Genomic DNA, 17,694 nt, shown 5'->3' with positions numbered 1-17,694 from the left:
CAACGGCTATTTGCCGCCTGATGATACCGAAACGGTACGCGGCTGACGAAGCTTGTTGCGCGCTCTGATCAATATGACAGACTGTCGCAGTTGGGAATGTGTAACGGGGGACGGTATGTCGAACAGGTTTACGCAATACATTCTGATCGCAATGGCGCTGGGCATCGTGATGGGCTCGCTGGTTTTCAACTATTTACCCGATAGCCGCGTCGAGATCGCGGCCGACGTCAATCTGATCGCCATGTTGTTCCTGCGCCTGATCAAGATGATCATCGCGCCCCTGGTCTTCGCCACGCTGGTCGGCGGCATCGCCCATATGGGCTCGGGCTCCAAGCTCGGCCGCATCTTCGCCAAGACCATGGGCTGGTTCGTCAGCGCCTCCTTCATCTCGTTGCTGCTCGGCCTCGTGATGGTCAACCTGTTGCAGCCCGGCGCGAATTTCCCGGGAACGCTGCCGGCTGCGGGGCAATCGACGGGCCTGCCGGTGTCGGCTTTCTCCATCGAGAAATTCCTCACCCATTTGATCCCGACCTCCATCGCGGACGCGATGGCGCAGAACGAGATCCTGCAGATCGTCATCTTTGCCGTGTTCTTCGCAGTTGCGATGGGCGCCATGCCGGAACGCTCCAAGCCGATGCTGCAACTGATCGATGACCTCGGTCACATCATGCTGAAGGTCACCGGCTATGTGATGCTGTTCGCACCGCTTGCGGTGTGGGCGGCGATCATGGCGACGGTGTCCAAGAATGGCTTGGGCGTGTTGTGGAAGCTGATCGTGTTCATGGGCGGCTTCTATCTGTCGCTGGCGATTCTGTGGGGTATCCTCGTGGTGGTCGGCTTCATCGTCATCGGGCCGCGCTACAGCCATCTGCTGCGGTTGATCCGCGAACCCTTGATGATTGCGTTTTCCACGGCAAGTTCGGAAGCTGCCTATCCGAAGACGCTGGAAGGTCTTAACCGCTTCGGTGCCTCGTCGCGCATCTCCAGCTTCGTGCTGCCGCTGGGCTATTCGTTCAATCTCGACGGCACGATGATGTACTGCACCTTCGCCAGTATCTTCATCGCGCAGACCTATCACATCGAGATGTCGCTCGGAACGCAGCTCGCGATGCTGGCGACGCTGATGATCACCTCGAAGGGCGTGGCCGGCGTGCCGCGCGCCTCGCTGGTGGTGATCGCGTCGACGCTCAGCCAGTTTAATATTCCCGAAGCGGGCCTGTTGATGATCATGGGTATCGATACGTTCCTCGATATGGGCCGCAGCGCCACCAATGTGATCGGCAATTCGCTGGCCACGGCGGTGGTTGCTAAATGGGAAGGCGAACTCGCGCCCGAACATGAGCTCGGTCCCGACGATGTGGTGCCTGGCGACATGATTCCCGGAGAAATCCCCGCCCTCGGACATGGTTGAGGTGCGTGATGCGCTACTATCTGACCGGTTCGATCACCGGGCTTCTGGCAGCTTTGCTGCTGGCGACGAGTGCGCAGGCGCAAGCGCTCGCGGAAGGGCTTAGCCCGACGCTGGCGGCGATCAAGAAGGCGCATGTGGTCAAGCTCGGTTATCGCGAGAGCTCGCCGCCGTTCTCGTTCCTGGATCAGGCGGGCCGGCCGATCGGCTACAGCCTCGAACTCTGCGAGGCCATCGTCGAGGATATCGGCATCGAGGTCGACGATCCCCAGCTCAAGATCGAATATGTAAAAGTGACGTCGGACGATCGCATTCCCGCGGTGGTCGACGGCAAGATCGATCTCGAATGCGGCTCGACCACGGCCAATGCCGAACGGCGCAAGCAGGTTGCGTTCTCGCCGCTGATGTTCGTCGCCGGCACCAAGCTGATGGTGCCGAAAACCACGACCGGCACGGCGCCGACCGACTTCAAGGGCAAGACCATCGTCGTCACCAAAGGCACCACCAACGAACAGGCGATGCATGCGGTCGACAAGAAGTTCAATCTCGGCCTCAACATCGTGGTCTCGCCCGATCACGAGCAGAGCTACCAGATGCTGGTCGACGGCAAGGCCGATGCCTTCGCGACCGACGATATCCTGCTGTCGGGTCTGATCGCGCGGCACAAGTCGCAGGACAAATTCCGCGTCGTCGGCGATTACCTGTCCTATGATCCCTACGGCATCATGTTTCGTAAGGGCGAGCCGCAGCTTGCGGCTGTCGTCGAGCGCGCATTTCGGCGGCTAGGTTCAAACCGCGACCTGATCCCGCTCTACAACAAATGGTTCGTCGCGCGCCTGCCGACCGGCGAGCGCATGGGTGTCTCGATCTCGCCGCAGCTGGAAGAGAGCTTCAAGGTGCTGGACGATTCAGCGGGCGGGACGAATTAGCCACACACTGTCATTCCGGGGCGCGGGCAGCGCCAGCTGCACGCGAACCCGGAATCCCGGTGTGTTTGGCTCTCCGGAGACTCCCATGTCGAGATTCCGGGTTCGCGTCCGGCAAGTGCCGGCCACGCCCCGGAATGACGAGTGTGGAACTTTAAAAAAACTGTAGATCCTGCGCCTTGCCGCCGCGCAGCACCGTGGCATATTCGATCGCCGCAAACAGTCCACCCGCCACATAGATCTTGCGCGGCACGGCGCGAGCGAGTTGCTGGCTGAGGCGCACCGCGTCTTCCATGGCATTGGCCACATGAATGCGCGCCGCCGGGTGGGCCTTGCGCGCTGCAGCGCCGACCACGCGCGCGTCTGCACCCTTGTGATAGGCGCGGGTGCACACGATCGTATCGAAGACGGGCGCGAGATGCTTGGCGATATCGTCGACGTTCTTGTCGCCGGACACGCCGAGCACCAGCAACCAGTTGTCATCACCATGGATGGCGCGAAGGCTCTTCAGGGCCTGTGCCACGCCATCGGGCGTATGGCCGACATCGATGACGGTCAGGGGATCGCGCTGAACGATCTCAAGCCGTCCCGGCCATCTGGTATCGCGCAGCCCGGTCCGGACCGCGAGATCGATGGCGCTGGTGGTCGCATCGGGATGCATGCGCTGCATCCAGAGAATGAACAGCGCAGCCGCAATGGCGGCGTTGTTGAGCTGGAACTCGCCGGCCAGCATGAGTTCGAGCGCGCGCAGGTCGAATGCGCCGAGCCGGCAGTTGAAGGCCTGGGCCTTGGCTGATGCAAAGACGTTGCTGATCGTGATCTCGTCGCCGATATGCAGGCCGGTGACGTTGCGGTTGCGATTGTACTCGGCGAGATTGCCGCGCATGGGCAGGCAGTTCTCACCATAGACGACGGTGCCGCCCGAAATGCATGCATCGCTCTTGTCGCAGGCGATCAGCTCCAGCGAGTTGCCGAGCAGGTTGACGTGTTCGAGATCGACCGAGGTGACGCAGGTGATGTCGGCGCCGACCAGTCGAACCGGATCGTAGCGTCCGCCGATGCCCGCTTCGAACACGGCGAATTCGCATTCGGTCTCCTGGAAATACAGGCAGGCCAGCGCGAACTGAGCCTCGAAGGCACCGAAAGTCTCATGCAGCGTGTGTTGCTTGAGATCTGCGATGGCAGTGGCCACGCGCAGGACGAGGGCTTCGAGCAACTCGTCATCGACGGGGACGCCGTCGACCTGGAAGCGCTCGTTGAAGCGATAGAGATGTGGTGACGTGAACAGGCCCGTCCGCAGGCCGAAAGCGCGTCCGATGCTGGCGCAGAATGCCGCGGTCGAGCCCTTGCCGTTGGAGCCGGTGACGACGACGGAATGTTTGCGCAGCCTGACACGGTCGATCGACAGCGCGTCGAGTAGCATCGCCAGCCGGGCGAGGCATAGGCCGTCGCCATATTTGGGCAGGTTAAACATCGAGCAGGCCAATCGCCGTGAATGTATGCCGCCAGATGCGCAGGATCAGATCCTCGCGGCCGCTGTCTTCGAGAAAGCGGATCGAGGGATTGGCATTGACCTCGATTACGCGCAAGGCCGCAGCATCTCCGTCGATATCCGTAAACAGGTCGACCGCGCCAGCGCGCAGGCCGAGCGCCTTGGCGGCCTGTAGCGCCATCGCAAAGGCGACAGTCTCGTTGCCCGGCGCCGCAAAGCTCATGCTGCCGCCTGCGCTGCGATTCATCCGGCCGGGAATCGCGCGCCGCTCGCCATATGGCAGCACGCGATCGAGGGAGGTGTCGTCGGGACCTGTGGCGGCCGACGAAATCCCGTGGCGGTCCAGCGCGGACGTCTCCGCGGCGATCAATTGCCTGAGCGTCGCCTTGCCGTCGCCGGTCACAAAGGGCGACGTCTTCTGCGCGCAATACACGACCTCGTCGTCGAGGATGAACACGCGATATTCCTGGCCGGTATAGATGCGCTGCATCAGGATCGCGTCATAATACTGCGCAACCTGCCTGAGATAGGCCATCAGCGCATCGCCGCCCGTGACAATCTCCGCAAAGTCGCCGCGCGATCCCATCAGCGGCTTAATGAAGGCCCGGTCGCCGAGTTCGGCGAAATGCCAGACGGCGTCAGCATGTTCGTGACCGGGCGGGCGATGGGCGCGATAACGCTCATGCAGGAAGAAGTATTTCCCGCCCAAAGTCGGGACGCCGGCGCGCTCCATCAGCACATTGGCGAAGTACTTGTCATTCGCCAGCGTCGCAGCCGTGGCGTTGTTCTGCGGAAAGAACGAGCCGCGTCCGGCGCCGAAGGATGCGCTCCTGCCATTGCGGCCGACGGTGAAGATCAGGCCCGTTCCGCCATCCACCTCGGCGAATTCCAGCCCGAACTGGCGGCAAGCGTATTCGGCATAGATCGACTGGTCGGGATAGGATGGGGGCTTTCCGCCCCGGATGTCGCGAAGGGATGTCATCAAGAACCAGGCCGACGATTGAACGAAAAGCCGCCTGCGACGACTTTAACGAGGTGGCCGGAAACTACCGGATCAGGATCACGCGATCCAGCCGGATACCATTAACGGTGTCCGGCAAGAAACTGAACGAAACCTCCCATATCGGGTAATTTAATGTCGCGGCCAGATGGGCTGCTGCTGCATGGGTAACCTGCTTTGGAAATTAATCGACCGCCTCCCTCAGTCCGCAATTGCACTTCATGGCTACTTTGACTAATTGTCATTCGCAGCTGCGAGAACCAAAATTAGCCAATAGCCGCAATGGTTTCTCGGCATCGTGACGCGGCAAACAATGGACTTGTTCTAAAAAAGCCCGCACTGGAAAATCAAATCTCATGAGCGCCTTTCACAGAGAGAAAGTTCTTTCTGTCCAGCATTGGACCGATACACTTTTCAGCTTCAAAGCCACCCGCGACACCTCGTTCCGCTTCCAGAACGGCCAGTTCGCCATGATCGGCCTGGAAATCGATGGCAAGCCGCTGCTGCGCGCCTATTCGATGGCCAGCGCGAACCACGAGGAAGAGCTGGAATTCTTCAGCATCAAGGTGCCGGACGGTCCGCTGACCTCGCGCCTGCAGAAGATCAAGGAAGGCGACACCATCCTGGTCGGTCGCAAGGCAGTCGGCACGCTGATCACCGACAATCTTTTGCCCGGCAAGCGCCTGCTGATGCTCTCCACCGGCACCGGCCTCGCGCCGTTCGCCAGCCTGATCAAGGACCCGGACGTCTATGAGCGCTACGAGCATGTGGTGCTCGTGCATGGCTGCCGTCAGGTTTCCGAACTCGCTTACGGCGAGCGCCTGGTCGCCAAGCTGGCCGAGGACGAGCTGTTCGGCGAGCTGATGAAGGACAAGTTCACCTATTACCCGACGGTCACTCGCGAGCCGTTCCGCAACCGCGGCCGGATCACGGACCTGATCGCGTCGTCGCAGCTGTTCAACGACATCGGCCAGGACCCGCTTTCGATCGAGACCGACCGCATCATGCTGTGCGGCAGCCCGAGCATGCTCGAAGATCTCAAGATCATGTTCGAAGAGCGCGATTTCATCGAAGGCAGCGGCTCGAAGCCGGGCCACTTCGTGATCGAGAAGGCGTTCGTCGAGCGCTAAGGCAGCCCGAGACCATCAAAATTCACTGCACTGCAAAACCCGCGCTCCGGCGCGGGTTTTGTCGTCTGGGGCCCTCGCTTTTTGCAACGATTCATTGAGCGTGGCGCGATAGATTAGGCACTCTGGTGCGATGCTCTGCGGCAACGCGCTTGTGATGTTTGCGTCATCGGGTCTGTGTAACGCTAGCGCCATTCATGTCAGGCAGGATTTTTATGGAAACGTTGATGCTTCCCCTCTCGCCGCGCTTCATCGTTTTGACGATCTGCAGTGTCGCCACCTTGCTGCTGGTCGGCATTGGCATTCACGACCCGAAAGTCATCCCTCTCGTTGTCATCCCGGTCATCGTCTTCGGCGGCCTGACCATGCTCGGCATTCACGACGTGCTGCAGAAGGATCATGCGGTTCTGCGCAACTATCCGATCTCGGCGCATATCCGCTTCCTGCTCGAAGAAATCCGTCCGGAGATGCGGCAGTATTTCTTCGAGAGCGAGAAGGATGGCATGCCGTTCAGCCGCGACACGCGCGCGGTGGTCTATCAGCGCGCCAAGATGGTGCTCGACAAGCGTCCCTTCGGCACCCAGAAGAACGTCTACGAAGAGGGTTATGAGTGGATGCACCATTCGGTCGCGCCGCGGCCGCATGCGACTGAGCAGTTCCGCATCACCATCGGCGGCCCGGATTGCCTCAAGCCTTATTCGGCCTCGGTACTGAACATCTCGGCTATGAGCTTTGGTGCACTCAGCCCCAATGCGATCCGCGCGCTGAATGCTGGCGCCAAGCGTGGTGAATTCGCGCATGACACTGGAGAAGGCGGCGTCAGTCCGTATCATCAGGAGAACGGCGGCGATCTGATCTGGGAGGTCGGCTCCGGCTATTTTGGTTGCCGCACGCGTGATGGCAACTTCGATCCCGACGCCTTCGCGAAGCTTGCCGTCAACGATCAGATCAAGATGGTCGAGCTCAAGATTAGCCAGGGCGCAAAGCCGGGCCACGGCGGCGTGTTGCCTGCGGCGAAAGTGTCGGAAGAAATCTCGCGCATCCGCGGGGTCGCGATGGGCGAGGACTGCATTTCGCCGGCCTATCACAAGGCGTTTTCAACGCCGATCGAGATGATGGAGTTCATCGACAAGATGCGTCGGCTGTCCGGCGGCAAGCCCGCCGGCTTCAAGCTGTGCATCGGTCATCCCTGGGAATTCCTCGCGATCTGCAAGGCGATGCTGCAGACCGGCATCTATCCGGATTTCATCGTGATCGATGGCAATGAAGGCGGCACGGGCGCGGCGCCGCTGGAGTTCATGGATCATCTGGGCATGCCGATGCGCGAGGGCGTCAACTTCGTGCACAATGCGCTGATCGGCATCGGCGCGCGTGACCGCATCAAGATTGGCGCCTCCGGCAAGATCGCGACGGCCTTCGATATCGCCCGCGCGATGGCGCTCGGCGCCGACTGGTGCAATTCGGCGCGCGGCTTCATGTTCGCACTGGGCTGCATCCAGTCACTCAGCTGCCACACCGATCGTTGCCCGACCGGCGTCACGACGCAGGACCCGACGCGCAATCGCGCCCTTGCCGTGCCACAGAAGACCGATCGCGTTTACAACTATCACGAGGCGACGTTGCATGCGCTGGCTGAGCTGATCGCGGCAGCCGGGCTCGCTCATCCGCAGGATATTCGCCCGATCCATTTCTCGCACCGCGCCTCCAGTACCGACGTCCTGTCTTTCACGCGGATGTATCCAGCACTGCGCCACAACGAGCTGGTCGATGGCACCGGTGACAAGCGCTTTCGCGATGCATGGGAGATGGCGCAAGCGGGCTCGTTCCTGCCAGCAGCCCTGGAACGTTCGGCCTTGATATCGTAGCCCGGATATCGCTGCGCTCATCCGGCTACAAACGGCGCAGGATGTGTCGTCAGAACTCGCCGTGCAATCGGCCTGAAAAGATCGAGACCGGCCCGCGATCCTTGTTATAGGCAGGGTTCGCAATCAGCTGGTAGTCGGCCGTGAGGGTGAAGTTCTTGTCGATGGCATAGGCATAATAGGTTTCGAGGATGCGCTCGGTGCCGTAATTTAGCCGTCCGTCGCCGATCAGCAATCCGTTGCCGCCAGCGGCGAGGAAGTCGCGATGCGCAGCGGACAGGCCGTTGATCGCGCCTCCAAGGCCGATCGTGTCATTGGCGCGACCCCAATGGCTGCCCTTGATCGACACGCCGGCAGAGACGCTGCGGTCGATATCGGTGAAGGACAGGATCTCGTTCTGGCCATCGTTCCAGCTGACGCGCCCGAAGATGCCGACGTCGGTGGCAACCTGCTGCTCACCGTTGACGTAGAAACCGTATTTGTCGCTGGCGCGGCGGATCGAGGACATCACGTCGTTGATATCCAGCGTGGGATCATTGGCCTCGATCGCCAGTGCGCCGCGATAGCTGCCGGTATTGCCGCGATTGATGAAGGCACCGACGCGCAACTTGCCGGGCTGGTCGAAGATCTGGTGACGCTCCTCGAATTCGACGACCGCGCCGCCAGTCTTGAACGTCAGGACGTCGTTGTTAGGCTGCGCCGGCACCTGAAACAGGCCGGCTCGGATCGCCCAGTCCTTGCGGTTCAGTTCAACGATGGCGCCGCGGGTGAAGCCCGGCAGGTCGGCTGGAAAGTCGTAAGCGGCCGATGACCACATTGCCCAGTTCATGAAGTCGGCGCGCGGATCCTTGGCGTAGGAATTGCCATCGAAGAAATCACCCACCGCGAAGCGTCCGACCGTGAGCGTGATGCGGTCGATGTCGCGCTTGCCTGCCAATTGATTGGCGGCGTCGGGGACGTCTTCCTGCTCGCCGCCCAGGCCAAGCGTCTGGCGGAAGTAATAGCGCTGCATCCGAAAGCGCGGAAACGGCGCGCCGCCCTTTTGCGCCTCGCCATTGGGGAAGCCGGCGAGGCCGAGCGTGGAGTTGAGGCCGAAGCCCTGCGCCAGCTCGGGATTGAGATAGAGCTCACCGCCCTGCCACAGTCGCCAGCCGAGGAACGCCGTCGTCGTAAAAGTCTCGCGCCCTTGGCCGCCGCCAGGAAGGCTGTTGGTGCCTTCATAGGGCGAGCGAATCCGCGGATAGGCGGATGCGATGAAAGTGGTCTGGGCGTGAACGTTCCAGTCTGTCGATTCCGGCAGCACAGTCTTGCCGGTGATGGGAGCTGACGGCAACCATGGCGGCGTGTCCCACAGCCGATAATTCAAGCCGACTTTGACGGTGTGAATATTCGGATCAACGCTCACATTCGGCAGTCCGGCATTGCCGAGGTCATAGGTCTGCCGCATCAAATCGAGATAGGCGTATTCGGCCTTCGCGGTCCAGTTGCCGCCAACGGCAAATTCGACGCCTGCGCCCGCGGTCCAGCCGAAATGATCGCGACTCGCGGAGGCGATGAGATCGCCGTCGGCATTGTTGAGATTGAGTTTGGTGCGTCCCCACGCTACGCCGCCGGTGACGTAAGGCATCAGCGCGCCGAAGGCGTAGCCGATGCGGCCGCGTGCGGTTGCAAAATAGTCGAAGGTCGTATGGAAAGGCGCCGGCATCAACCGCGCTGCGTCCTGCGGACTGCTGAACGTGGCGTCGGCCTCGAAGCCCAGCACGACGTTGTTGCTGAGCTGCCTGTTGTAGCCGATCTGGTAGCCGCCGATCAGGCCAGTCGGCGAAGGCGGCAGGAAAACGCCCTGCGCGGGCAGCGGATTGCTGCCGGGACCAAAGCTGCCGCCGCCATAGCCGATGTGACCGCCGAGATAAAACCCGGTCCAGTCGTAAACCAGGCGGGGCGCTTTCAGCGCCATGCCGGGCGAAATATCGGCCGCGATCGCAGAGCCATCGAACGCCAATGCGCCCAGCGCAAAACCGGCCAAAACGCGCTTCACGACAATGCTCGTGATCGGTCGGGGTACTTCATGCGGCCGTCGTTTCTCGCTTTAGGTCGCCGCCGATCATGCGACGAACCGTTTGATATTCCACAAAAATAGTCGATTCGCCCATAACGTTGGGGGTATCGAGGGTCGTCGTGAGACAAAACGAAACAGAATGAGCAACCCGTCGACTCCCTGACTATAATTGCAACTAATTCGCAATAGCAAGAAGCAACTGGAGAAGCATGTTTCAGTGGCAGCCGATCATGACGGTTGGATAACAGCAGCTGGCCGGCACGGCTCGAAAGGCATTTGGCGAGCGCAAAAAAATGACCCGCTCGGGGGGACAACCGAGCGGGTCTGGTGCGACACGGGGTGGATGAGGCGCCCGTGTCGGACGCAAATCCACGTCAGTCGATCAAGAGATTAGTAGTTGCAGGTCCGGACGCGGCCGACATAGTTGCCGTAGCCGTCATACTGGCGGACCCAACCGCAGCGATATCCGTAACCGTAGTAGCCGTTATTGGCGGCAATGGCGCTACCGACGACTGCGGCGCCGACAACACCGGCAGCGATGCCGAAGCCGATGCCCGGGCCCTTGGCCTGAGCCTGCTGGGACGATGCCATGGTGCCGGCAGCAGTGAGAGCAACGAGAGCGAAAGCGGCAATCTTGGACTTGATCGACATGGGATAACTCCATCCTGTTGAAGTGCAGCCATCGTGGCCTGCATGCCAATCAGTCGGAGCCCAAACGGATCGGGTTCGAGACCCGGTCGAACTATTTGGTTTCAGGCAAATTCTTTTGGTTTCAGGATTGTGTCGTCATCCGCGCGGAATATGTCGTCGCGTGAATCGCGCAATCCGCGGTTAACCACATCTCACGCGCCGGCATCCGGTTCGCGATCAAACGCTGTCACGTCGAAGCAATGCATGTCCGCGAGCAGTTCGCAGAATCCTTTTGCGCCGTGTGCCAGCAGTTTCTCGCCCTTGTCGGCTGATGCCTGCGTGGCGTCGCCAATCGCGCCGCTGGGATGCAGGTCTTCGGCCTGCCACGCGAATGGCGCGGGCCGGCTTGCGGACAGCCAGCGATAGTTCTTCTCCATCGCGATCGCCGACGATGCGAAGTTCGCGATCTTGTCGTTGCACACATGCTGCGGATAGCGCGCCAGCATGATCGATGTTTCCACGGCGCCGCCATGAATCCCGTGACGCAATTCTTCGTCGGTGAACAGGCCATCCGGCGCACCGAACCGATTCCATCCGGTGGTGGCGACCAGCATGCCGTATTCGGCGCGCAGGTCCTGCGCCGCGAGCGTCATTGCTGCACTGTTGCCGCCGTGGCTAGTGACGATCACGAGTTTCTGAACGCCGGCGCGCGCGACGCTTTCGCCGATCGCGGTCCAGGTCTGCAATGCGATCTCGGTCGGCAAGGTCAGCGTACCGGGAAAGGCGAGGTGCTCGGTCGAAATGCCCACAGGTTGAAGCGGCAGGAACGTTACCGGAATATCGGCGGGCAGCAGGCGCTGGACCTCTGCAAGATAAGCCTCCGCAATCATGACGTCAGTGCCGAGGGGCAGATGCGGTCCGTGCTGCTCGGTCGCGGCCAATGGCAGCACTGCAATCCAGGAGGCCGGATCGCTCTTGGCGATGTCGGGCCAGTGAATGGCAGTCCAGTCGCGGGGCGGCATATTGGCAGTCATCGAGGTGCGTTTCTTTGGTCAATTTTGCAGGGTAGTCTGGCAGCAGATTGCTTCCTATCATGGGCCATAACGGTCGACGGAGTCCAATATGAGCCCGATATCCCTGCTGCGCGCGTTAACCATTGGCGCATTGGCCGTGATGGCCGTGTGGTCGCCTGCCGCGGCGGAAACCAGGCTCGACAAGGTCAGTTTCGGAACCAACTGGGTGGCCGAGGCTGAACATGGCGGCTTCTTCCAGGCGGTCGCGGACGGCACCTACAAGAATTACGGCCTCGACGTCACCATCGTGCCGGGCGGCCCGAACGTGAACAACCGCATCCTGTTGATCTCGGGCAAGCTCGACTTCTTCATGAGCGCGAACACGCTGCAATCCTTCGATGCCGTCGCCAATAATGTGCCGGTGGTCGCTGTCGCCGCGATCTTCCAGAAGGACCCGCAGGTCTTTCTGGCGCATCCCAATCCCAAGGTGACCAAGCTCGAAGATCTCAAGCCGATGACGCTGCTGATCTCGAAGGAGGGCGTCGCCGGCTATTTCCAATGGATGCGATCCGAGCTTGGCTTCAGCGCGTCCAAGGTCAAGCCTTACACCTATAATGCGCAGCCTTTCATCGTCGACAAGAACAGTGCGATGCAGGGCTATGTTACGTCCGAGCCGTTCGTGGTCGAGAAGCAAGCCAATTTCAAGCCAACCGTGATGCTGCTCGCGGATTACGGTTTCGATGGCTATTCGACCTTGATCGAAACGCGCCGCGAATGGGTCGACAAGAAGCCGGACCTTGTCCAGCGTTTCGTCGATGCCTCGATGATCGGCTGGTACAACTATCTCTATGGCGACAACAAAGCCGCCAATGAGGTCATCAAGAAGCTCAACCCGGAAATGACCGATGACCTGCTTGCCTATTCCATCGCCAAGATGAAGGAATACGGTATCGTCGACTCAGGTGACACGCTGAAAGACGGCATCGGCGCCATGAGCGAAGCGCGTGTTGCCAGCTTCTTCGACAAGATGTCGCGCGCAGGCGTGGTCAAGCGCGACATCGACTATCGCAAGGCCTATACGCTGCAGTTCATCAACAAGGGTGTCGGTCTCGATCTCCGGCCGAAGAAGTAGCCCGGCAGATGGTCGAACCTGCCTTGTCGTCGAGCGATGCCCCCACCGCCGTCCGCCTGCGCGGCGTCGCGAAGGTCTATGACAACGGCACCGTGGCGCTGGGGCCGCTTGATCTCGATATCCGCAAGGGCGAATTCGTCTCGCTGTTGGGCTCGTCCGGCTGCGGAAAATCTACTGCATTACGTCTGATAGCCGGCCTGATCGCGCCGTCAGCGGGCACTTTAGATGTCGCTGCGCAGAGCAGCGGTCACGCCATTGGGTTCGTGTTCCAGGAGCCGACGCTGATGCCGTGGAGCACAATCCGGGAGAATGTGCGGCTGCCGCTGAAGCTGGCACATATGCCGGATGCGCAGTCGACGGCGCGGGTGGATGAGGTGCTCGCACAGGTCGGTCTCGCGGACTTTGCCGAAGCCTATCCGCGCGAATTGTCGGGTGGCATGAAGATGCGGGCGTCGCTGGCCCGCGCGCTGGTGACTGAGCCGGATATCCTGCTGATGGACGAGCCGTTTGCGGCGCTCGACGAGATCACGCGCTTCCGGCTCAACAACGACCTGCTGGCGCTATGGCGTGAACTCGGCAAGACGGTCATCTTCGTCACCCATTCGGTGTTCGAGTCGGTTTATCTGTCGCAGCGCGTTGTGGTGATGACCTCGCGGCCTGGTCGCGTCAGCGCCGAATGTCGTATCGAATCCTCTGAACCGCGCGCCGACGCGTTTCGCACCTCGATGGCCTATGCCGGCTATTGCCGCGCCGTCTCGCAGGCGCTGATGCAGGCCAGTGACGAGATGGCCAATGACGCAAAGGCACGGGCATGAAAGGGCTGGAGCCACTGCCCACAGTCGATCGCGGTTCGGTCGTGCCGGGCAGCGATATGCAATGGCAGCGCATTGTCTGGCCCGTCGTCGTGTTCATTGCGGGCATCGTGTTGTGGGATCTCGTCGTTCGGATCGGCGAAATCCCGCCCTATTTGCTGCCCGGCCCCTTACTCGTTTTCAAGACGCTGATCGCCGACTGGCCGGTTCTGTCTGAATCCCTCGGCGTGACGCTTTTGACCGCGCTGGAGGGCTTCATCGCCGCAGCCATCGGCGGCATCGCATTGGCTCTGTTGTTCAACCAGTCCAAATGGCTGGAATATTCGCTGCTGCCCTATGCCATCGTGCTGCAGGTGACGCCCGTCATCGCCATCGCGCCGCTGATGCTGATCTATCTGCCGCAGCAGACGGCCGTCGTTGTCTGCGCCTGGATCGTGGCATTCTTCCCGGTGCTGGCCAATACGACGCTCGGTCTCAATTCGGTAGATCGCAATCTGGCCGGGCTATTCCAGCTCTACCGCGCATCGCGCTGGCAGGTGCTGCGCTATCTGAAGTTTCCGGCGGCACTGCCATTCATACTTGGCGGATTGCGCATTGCCGGCGGATTGTCGCTGATCGGCGCGGTGGCGGCGGAAATCGCTGCAGGTGCGGCGGGTGCTGGTTCAGGCCTCGCCTATCGCATTTCGGAATCCAGCTATCGCCTCAATATTCCCCGAATGTTCGCTGCGTTATTGTTGCTGTCCGTTGCGGGGATTGTGATTTATATGCTGCTCGCGCTGGTATCCCACATTGTGTTGCGGCGCTGGCATGAGAGTGCACTGCGAAAGGAAAAATAATGGGGACGGGAATCTCTTCGGACAAAATCGACCTGCTGATCTATGGACCGACGAAGCCGCTGATCAATAACGGTTTCTCGGATCAGTTCGTATTGCATAAATATGAAACCCAGCACGATCTCGAACGGCTGCCGGCGGGCGTCGCCGAGAAAATCCGTGGCATTGCCGTGACCGGCCTGGTGCCAACCAACAGCGCCGTGCTGGCGAAATATCCCAAGGTCGAGATCATCTCCTCGTTCGGCGTCGGCTACGATCACATCGACGCGAAATATGCCGCCGAGAACAACATCCTCGTTACCAACACGCCGGATGTGCTGACCGAGGAAGTCGCCGATACGGCGCTCGGCCTGTTCATCGCGACTGCCCGCGAATTCATCAAAGCGGACAAATATGTCCGTTCGGGCCTGTGGCTGACGCAGCCCTATCCGCTCACAGTCGGCTCGCTGCGTGATCGCAAGGTCGGCATGGTGGGCATGGGCCGCATCGGTCAGGCCATCGCGCGCCGTCTCGACGCCTCGCTGGTACCGGTGGTCTATCACTCGCGCAACCCCGCCGCTGGCGTCTCGCACAAGCATTATCCGAACCTGATCGAGATGGCGAAGGCGGTGGATACGCTGATCGTCATTACGCCGGGCGGACCGTCGACGGCCAATCTCGTCAACGCGGAAGTCATGCAGGCGCTCGGTCCGCGCGGCATCATCATCAATATCGCGCGCGGTTCGGTGATCGACGAGCCTGCACTGATTGCGGCCCTCAAATCGGGCACTATTCTGGCCGCTGGCCTCGACGTGTTTGCGCAAGAGCCCAAGGTGCCGGACGAGCTGAAGTCGATGCAGAACGTCGTGCTGCTGCCGCATGTCGGCTCGGCGTCGGTGGTGACGCGCAACGCGATGGATCAGCTGGTGGTCGACAACCTCAAGCTCTGGTTCGCCGGCAAGGCGCCGACGACGCCGATTGCGGAAACACCGATAAAGGGGCGCTGATCGTGAGACTCGCGACGGGGCGCTGTCGATATTTTGCGCTGGCAGTTGCCGGCGCGATGCTCGTCGGCGCACCGGCGCGAGCGCAGGACGCTGCCACCCTTCGAAAAAACATGATCGGGCAGTGGGAGCTCTCCACCACCGAGCGCAGCAAGACCTGCGTGGTGACGCTGAAGAACGACACGTCGCCACAGGGGCTGAAGCTCGAACTCGAACCGGATTGCGCAAAGGCGCTGCCCTTCACCAAGGACATCGCAGCCTGGAACATCAAGGGGCTCGATATCGTCCGGCTGCAGAATCCGACGGGCGAAGCGGTGATCGATTTCACCGAAGTCGAGAGCGGCATCTTCGAAGGCATTCGTACCGGCGAAGGCGTCTATATCCTGCAGAATCTCGCTGCAGCCCGCTCGCTGACCAAGTCGATGGACCAGATGATTGGCGATTGGTCGATGGTGCGCGGCAGCGGCCGCGTGGTCTGCGGTCTGACGCTGACCAATACCGAGACGACCCAGGATAATTTCGCCGTGTTCCTGAAGCCGCGCTGCGACCCCCTGGTGGCGAATTTCAATCCCAAACAGTGGCGCCTCGAACGCGGCGAATTGCTGATGATGTCAGCATCGGGCGAGACCTGGCATTTCGAGGCTGACGACAACGCGCAGTGGCGCCGTGTGCCGGATAGTGCTGATCCGCTCATCCTGCTGCGACAGTAAATTTATCGCTCTGGTGAAGGACGCGTAACCACTGCGGCTGGGGCAGCGGATTCCGGACGTCGTTATCTTCAGCGGATCGCTGCCAGCCAGGCGTAAGACTGTTCCTCCCGAAACTCTGTGGAGCGACAGTAGAGGACTGTTTGATATTGCACTGCGTGACCGGCCTGTCTGCCAAATTCGCTGAGTTCGAAATCTCAGTCGGGTTCGAACCTATTTCCGTTGTGAATGACCAAGATGAAATGGTTCAAACCCGATTGGAGGGTGAGATGAAATTTTTCGCCTTGGCTTTTTCGTGCCTTTTATTTTTCTCAATGCCTGCCAACGCAAATGACGCAGGCACCTTTAATGCAATGGTCGCATTGGCGAACAAGGGAGATGCAGAGGCGCAATATCATGTGGGCATGATGTACAATAATGGCATCGGCACACAACAGGACCGTAGGCAGGCCTTTGGGTGGTTTCAAAAATCGGCTGCGTCGAACGACCCGTTGGGAGCCTATAAGCTTGGTTGTTACTATGACGGGCAAGGCGCAGGCATCGTGGAGCCTGACTCGGATCAAGCTTTAAAATACAAGCTTGTTTCTGCCGAAGCCGGCTACGCGCTTGCGCAGCACGATGTCGCTAATCTGTATGACAAGCGAGGAAATTCAGAAGAAGCGCTCAAGTGGTGGAAGAGGGCGGGTGATCAGGGATATCCCGGTGCCCTCTTTGGTCTGTCCCGTTTGTATTCCGCCGGAAAAGGAGCGCCAAAGGATCTGTCTTTGTCATATGCGTATTTCAAACTCTCGAAGCTGGCGCCCGCGAAAAATGTGAATGAGATGGCTGCACTGTTGTCCGAACAAGAACTCAAGAACGCAGAAAAACTGGTGTCCGAATGGAAGCCGCGGACAACTGCTTTAACACTCAAGGCAAAGAGCGGTATTCGAGCAGCAGAAGAATACGTTAAGGCCTTCAAAAACTAAGCGTTCTGATTTGCCTTAGATCAGCTTCAGCCCCTTCAAACTCGAATGGCCGTGTTTGCCGACGATGATGTGATCATGCACCGCGATGCCGAGCGGTGCGGCAACATCGATCACGGCCTTGGTCATCTGAACATCGGCCTGTGATGGCGTCGGATCGCCGGATGGATGGTTGTGCACCATGATGATCGCTGTCGCGGATAGTTCGAGCGCGCGCTTCACGACCTCCCGCGGATAGACCGGTGTGTGATCGACGGTGCCGACCTGCTGCACCTCGTCCGAGATCAACTGGTTGCGCTTGTCGAGGAACAGGATGCGGAACTGCTCCTTGTCGGCGAAGGCCATGGCCGTGCGGCAATAGTCGATCACCGTGGCCCATGACGACAACGCGGTGCGCTGCTTCAATTGTCCCTTGGCGACGCGGCTGGTGGCGGCGGCGATCAGCTTGATCTCGGTGATGGCGGCTTCGCCGAGGCCGTCGATCTCGCGCAGCCGCATGTCCGGGGCATGCACGGTCTCGGCGAAGGAGCCGAACTTGGTGATCAGCGATTTCGCCAGCGGCTTCACATCCCGGCGCGGCAGCGCACGGAACAGCACCATTTCCAGCAGCTCGTAGTCGCTCAGCGCATCGGCACCGACACTGCGAAAGCGTTCCCGCAGTCGCTCCCGGTGGCCATGATAATGCGGCGCTTCGGCAAGACCCGGCGGCACAGTCGGATCGATGGGGCTAACGGGCATGTGGCGCAAA

16 protein-coding genes are annotated in these 17,694 nt (G+C 60.5%); 10 read left to right on the top strand and 6 right to left on the bottom strand.

The window, feature by feature from the left end; all coding sequences use genetic code 11:
* Window positions 1-115: 115 nt before the first annotated feature.
* Both LPB73_RS23025 and LPB73_RS23020 read left to right on the top strand, forming a co-directional pair.
* Window positions 116-1,411 carry a dicarboxylate/amino acid:cation symporter gene (locus LPB73_RS23025; protein WP_120288203.1) on the top strand — a complete coding sequence of 432 codons (1,296 nt, stop codon included), beginning with the start codon at window positions 116-118 and terminating at the stop codon, window positions 1,409-1,411.
* Window positions 1,412-1,419: 8 nt separating this feature from the next.
* Window positions 1,420-2,337, top strand: coding sequence for an amino acid ABC transporter substrate-binding protein (locus LPB73_RS23020; protein WP_231078324.1), 918 nt, complete (start codon window positions 1,420-1,422; stop codon window positions 2,335-2,337).
* Window positions 2,338-2,488: 151 nt separating this feature from the next.
* On the opposite strand, the gene LPB73_RS23015 is transcribed toward LPB73_RS23020, so the two are convergent.
* Complete coding sequence (locus LPB73_RS23015) at window positions 2,489-3,808, bottom strand: bifunctional folylpolyglutamate synthase/dihydrofolate synthase (RefSeq protein ID WP_231078323.1); 1,320 nt, start codon at window positions 3,806-3,808, stop codon at window positions 2,489-2,491.
* Window positions 3,801-4,808: an ATP-grasp domain-containing protein gene (locus tag LPB73_RS23010; RefSeq protein WP_231078322.1), complete on the bottom strand. Its 1,008-nt coding sequence runs from the start codon at window positions 4,806-4,808 to the stop codon at window positions 3,801-3,803. The genes LPB73_RS23015 and LPB73_RS23010 overlap by 8 nt, the downstream gene beginning before the upstream one ends.
* Window positions 4,809-5,182: 374 nt before the next feature.
* Here LPB73_RS23010 and LPB73_RS23005 point away from each other — a divergent pair, with 374 nt between their 5' ends.
* Window positions 5,183-5,956 (top strand): ferredoxin--NADP reductase, encoded by a 774-nt coding sequence (locus tag LPB73_RS23005; protein WP_231078321.1) that lies wholly within the window; start codon window positions 5,183-5,185, stop codon window positions 5,954-5,956.
* Between the two features lie 212 nt (window positions 5,957-6,168).
* Window positions 6,169-7,818 carry an FMN-binding glutamate synthase family protein gene (locus LPB73_RS23000; RefSeq protein WP_231078320.1) on the top strand — a complete coding sequence of 550 codons (1,650 nt, stop codon included), beginning with the start codon at window positions 6,169-6,171 and terminating at the stop codon, window positions 7,816-7,818.
* Window positions 7,819-7,867: 49 nt separating this feature from the next.
* On the opposite strand, the gene LPB73_RS22995 is transcribed toward LPB73_RS23000, so the two are convergent.
* From LPB73_RS22995 to LPB73_RS22985, 3 genes are all read right to left on the bottom strand, one after another.
* Window positions 7,868-9,853 (bottom strand): carbohydrate porin, encoded by a 1,986-nt coding sequence (locus LPB73_RS22995; protein ID WP_231078319.1) that lies wholly within the window; start codon window positions 9,851-9,853, stop codon window positions 7,868-7,870.
* A 411-nt stretch (window positions 9,854-10,264) separates the two neighbouring features.
* Window positions 10,265-10,525: a hypothetical protein gene (locus tag LPB73_RS22990; RefSeq protein ID WP_068733822.1), complete on the bottom strand. Its 261-nt coding sequence runs from the start codon at window positions 10,523-10,525 to the stop codon at window positions 10,265-10,267.
* Between the two features lie 191 nt (window positions 10,526-10,716).
* Entirely contained in the window at window positions 10,717-11,538 is an 822-nt protein-coding gene (locus tag LPB73_RS22985) for a creatininase family protein (protein ID WP_231078318.1), read from the bottom strand.
* Between the two features lie 88 nt (window positions 11,539-11,626).
* Here LPB73_RS22985 and LPB73_RS22980 point away from each other — a divergent pair, with 88 nt between their 5' ends.
* The 6 genes from LPB73_RS22980 to LPB73_RS22955 all read left to right on the top strand — a co-directional run bounded on the left by LPB73_RS22980 (window position 11,627) and on the right by LPB73_RS22955 (window position 16,949).
* Window positions 11,627-12,649, top strand: coding sequence for an ABC transporter substrate-binding protein (locus tag LPB73_RS22980; RefSeq protein WP_089266314.1), 1,023 nt, complete (start codon window positions 11,627-11,629; stop codon window positions 12,647-12,649).
* A gap of 8 nt (window positions 12,650-12,657) precedes the next feature.
* Entirely contained in the window at window positions 12,658-13,464 is an 807-nt protein-coding gene (locus tag LPB73_RS22975; protein WP_231078317.1) for an ABC transporter ATP-binding protein, read from the top strand.
* A 56-nt stretch (window positions 13,465-13,520) separates the two neighbouring features.
* On the top strand, window positions 13,521-14,297 hold the full coding sequence (locus tag LPB73_RS22970) for an ABC transporter permease (RefSeq protein ID WP_231081230.1): 777 nt from the start codon (window positions 13,521-13,523) through the stop codon (window positions 14,295-14,297).
* Window positions 14,297-15,280 carry a 2-hydroxyacid dehydrogenase gene (locus tag LPB73_RS22965; protein ID WP_089266316.1) on the top strand — a complete coding sequence of 328 codons (984 nt, stop codon included), beginning with the start codon at window positions 14,297-14,299 and terminating at the stop codon, window positions 15,278-15,280. Before LPB73_RS22970 ends, LPB73_RS22965 begins: the two co-directional genes overlap by 1 nt.
* Before the next feature lie 56 nt (window positions 15,281-15,336).
* Window positions 15,337-15,987 (top strand): AprI/Inh family metalloprotease inhibitor, encoded by a 651-nt coding sequence (locus LPB73_RS22960; RefSeq protein WP_231081229.1) that lies wholly within the window; start codon window positions 15,337-15,339, stop codon window positions 15,985-15,987.
* A 155-nt stretch (window positions 15,988-16,142) separates the two neighbouring features.
* Window positions 16,143-16,949, top strand: a complete 807-nt coding sequence (locus LPB73_RS22955) for a tetratricopeptide repeat protein (protein WP_231078316.1) — start codon at window positions 16,143-16,145, stop codon at window positions 16,947-16,949.
* A gap of 15 nt (window positions 16,950-16,964) precedes the next feature.
* On the opposite strand, the gene radC is transcribed toward LPB73_RS22955, so the two are convergent.
* On the bottom strand, window positions 16,965-17,684 hold the full coding sequence (gene radC, locus LPB73_RS22950) for a RadC family protein (protein ID WP_231078315.1): 720 nt from the start codon (window positions 17,682-17,684) through the stop codon (window positions 16,965-16,967).
* Between the last annotated feature and the right edge of the window lie 10 nt (window positions 17,685-17,694).

The sequence above is a fragment of the Tardiphaga sp. 37S4 genome, assembly GCF_021044645.1.
In the GTDB taxonomy this organism is placed as follows: Bacteria; Pseudomonadota; Alphaproteobacteria; order Rhizobiales; family Xanthobacteraceae; genus Tardiphaga; species Tardiphaga robiniae.
This window is presented reverse-complemented; position numbering and strand designations above follow the sequence as displayed.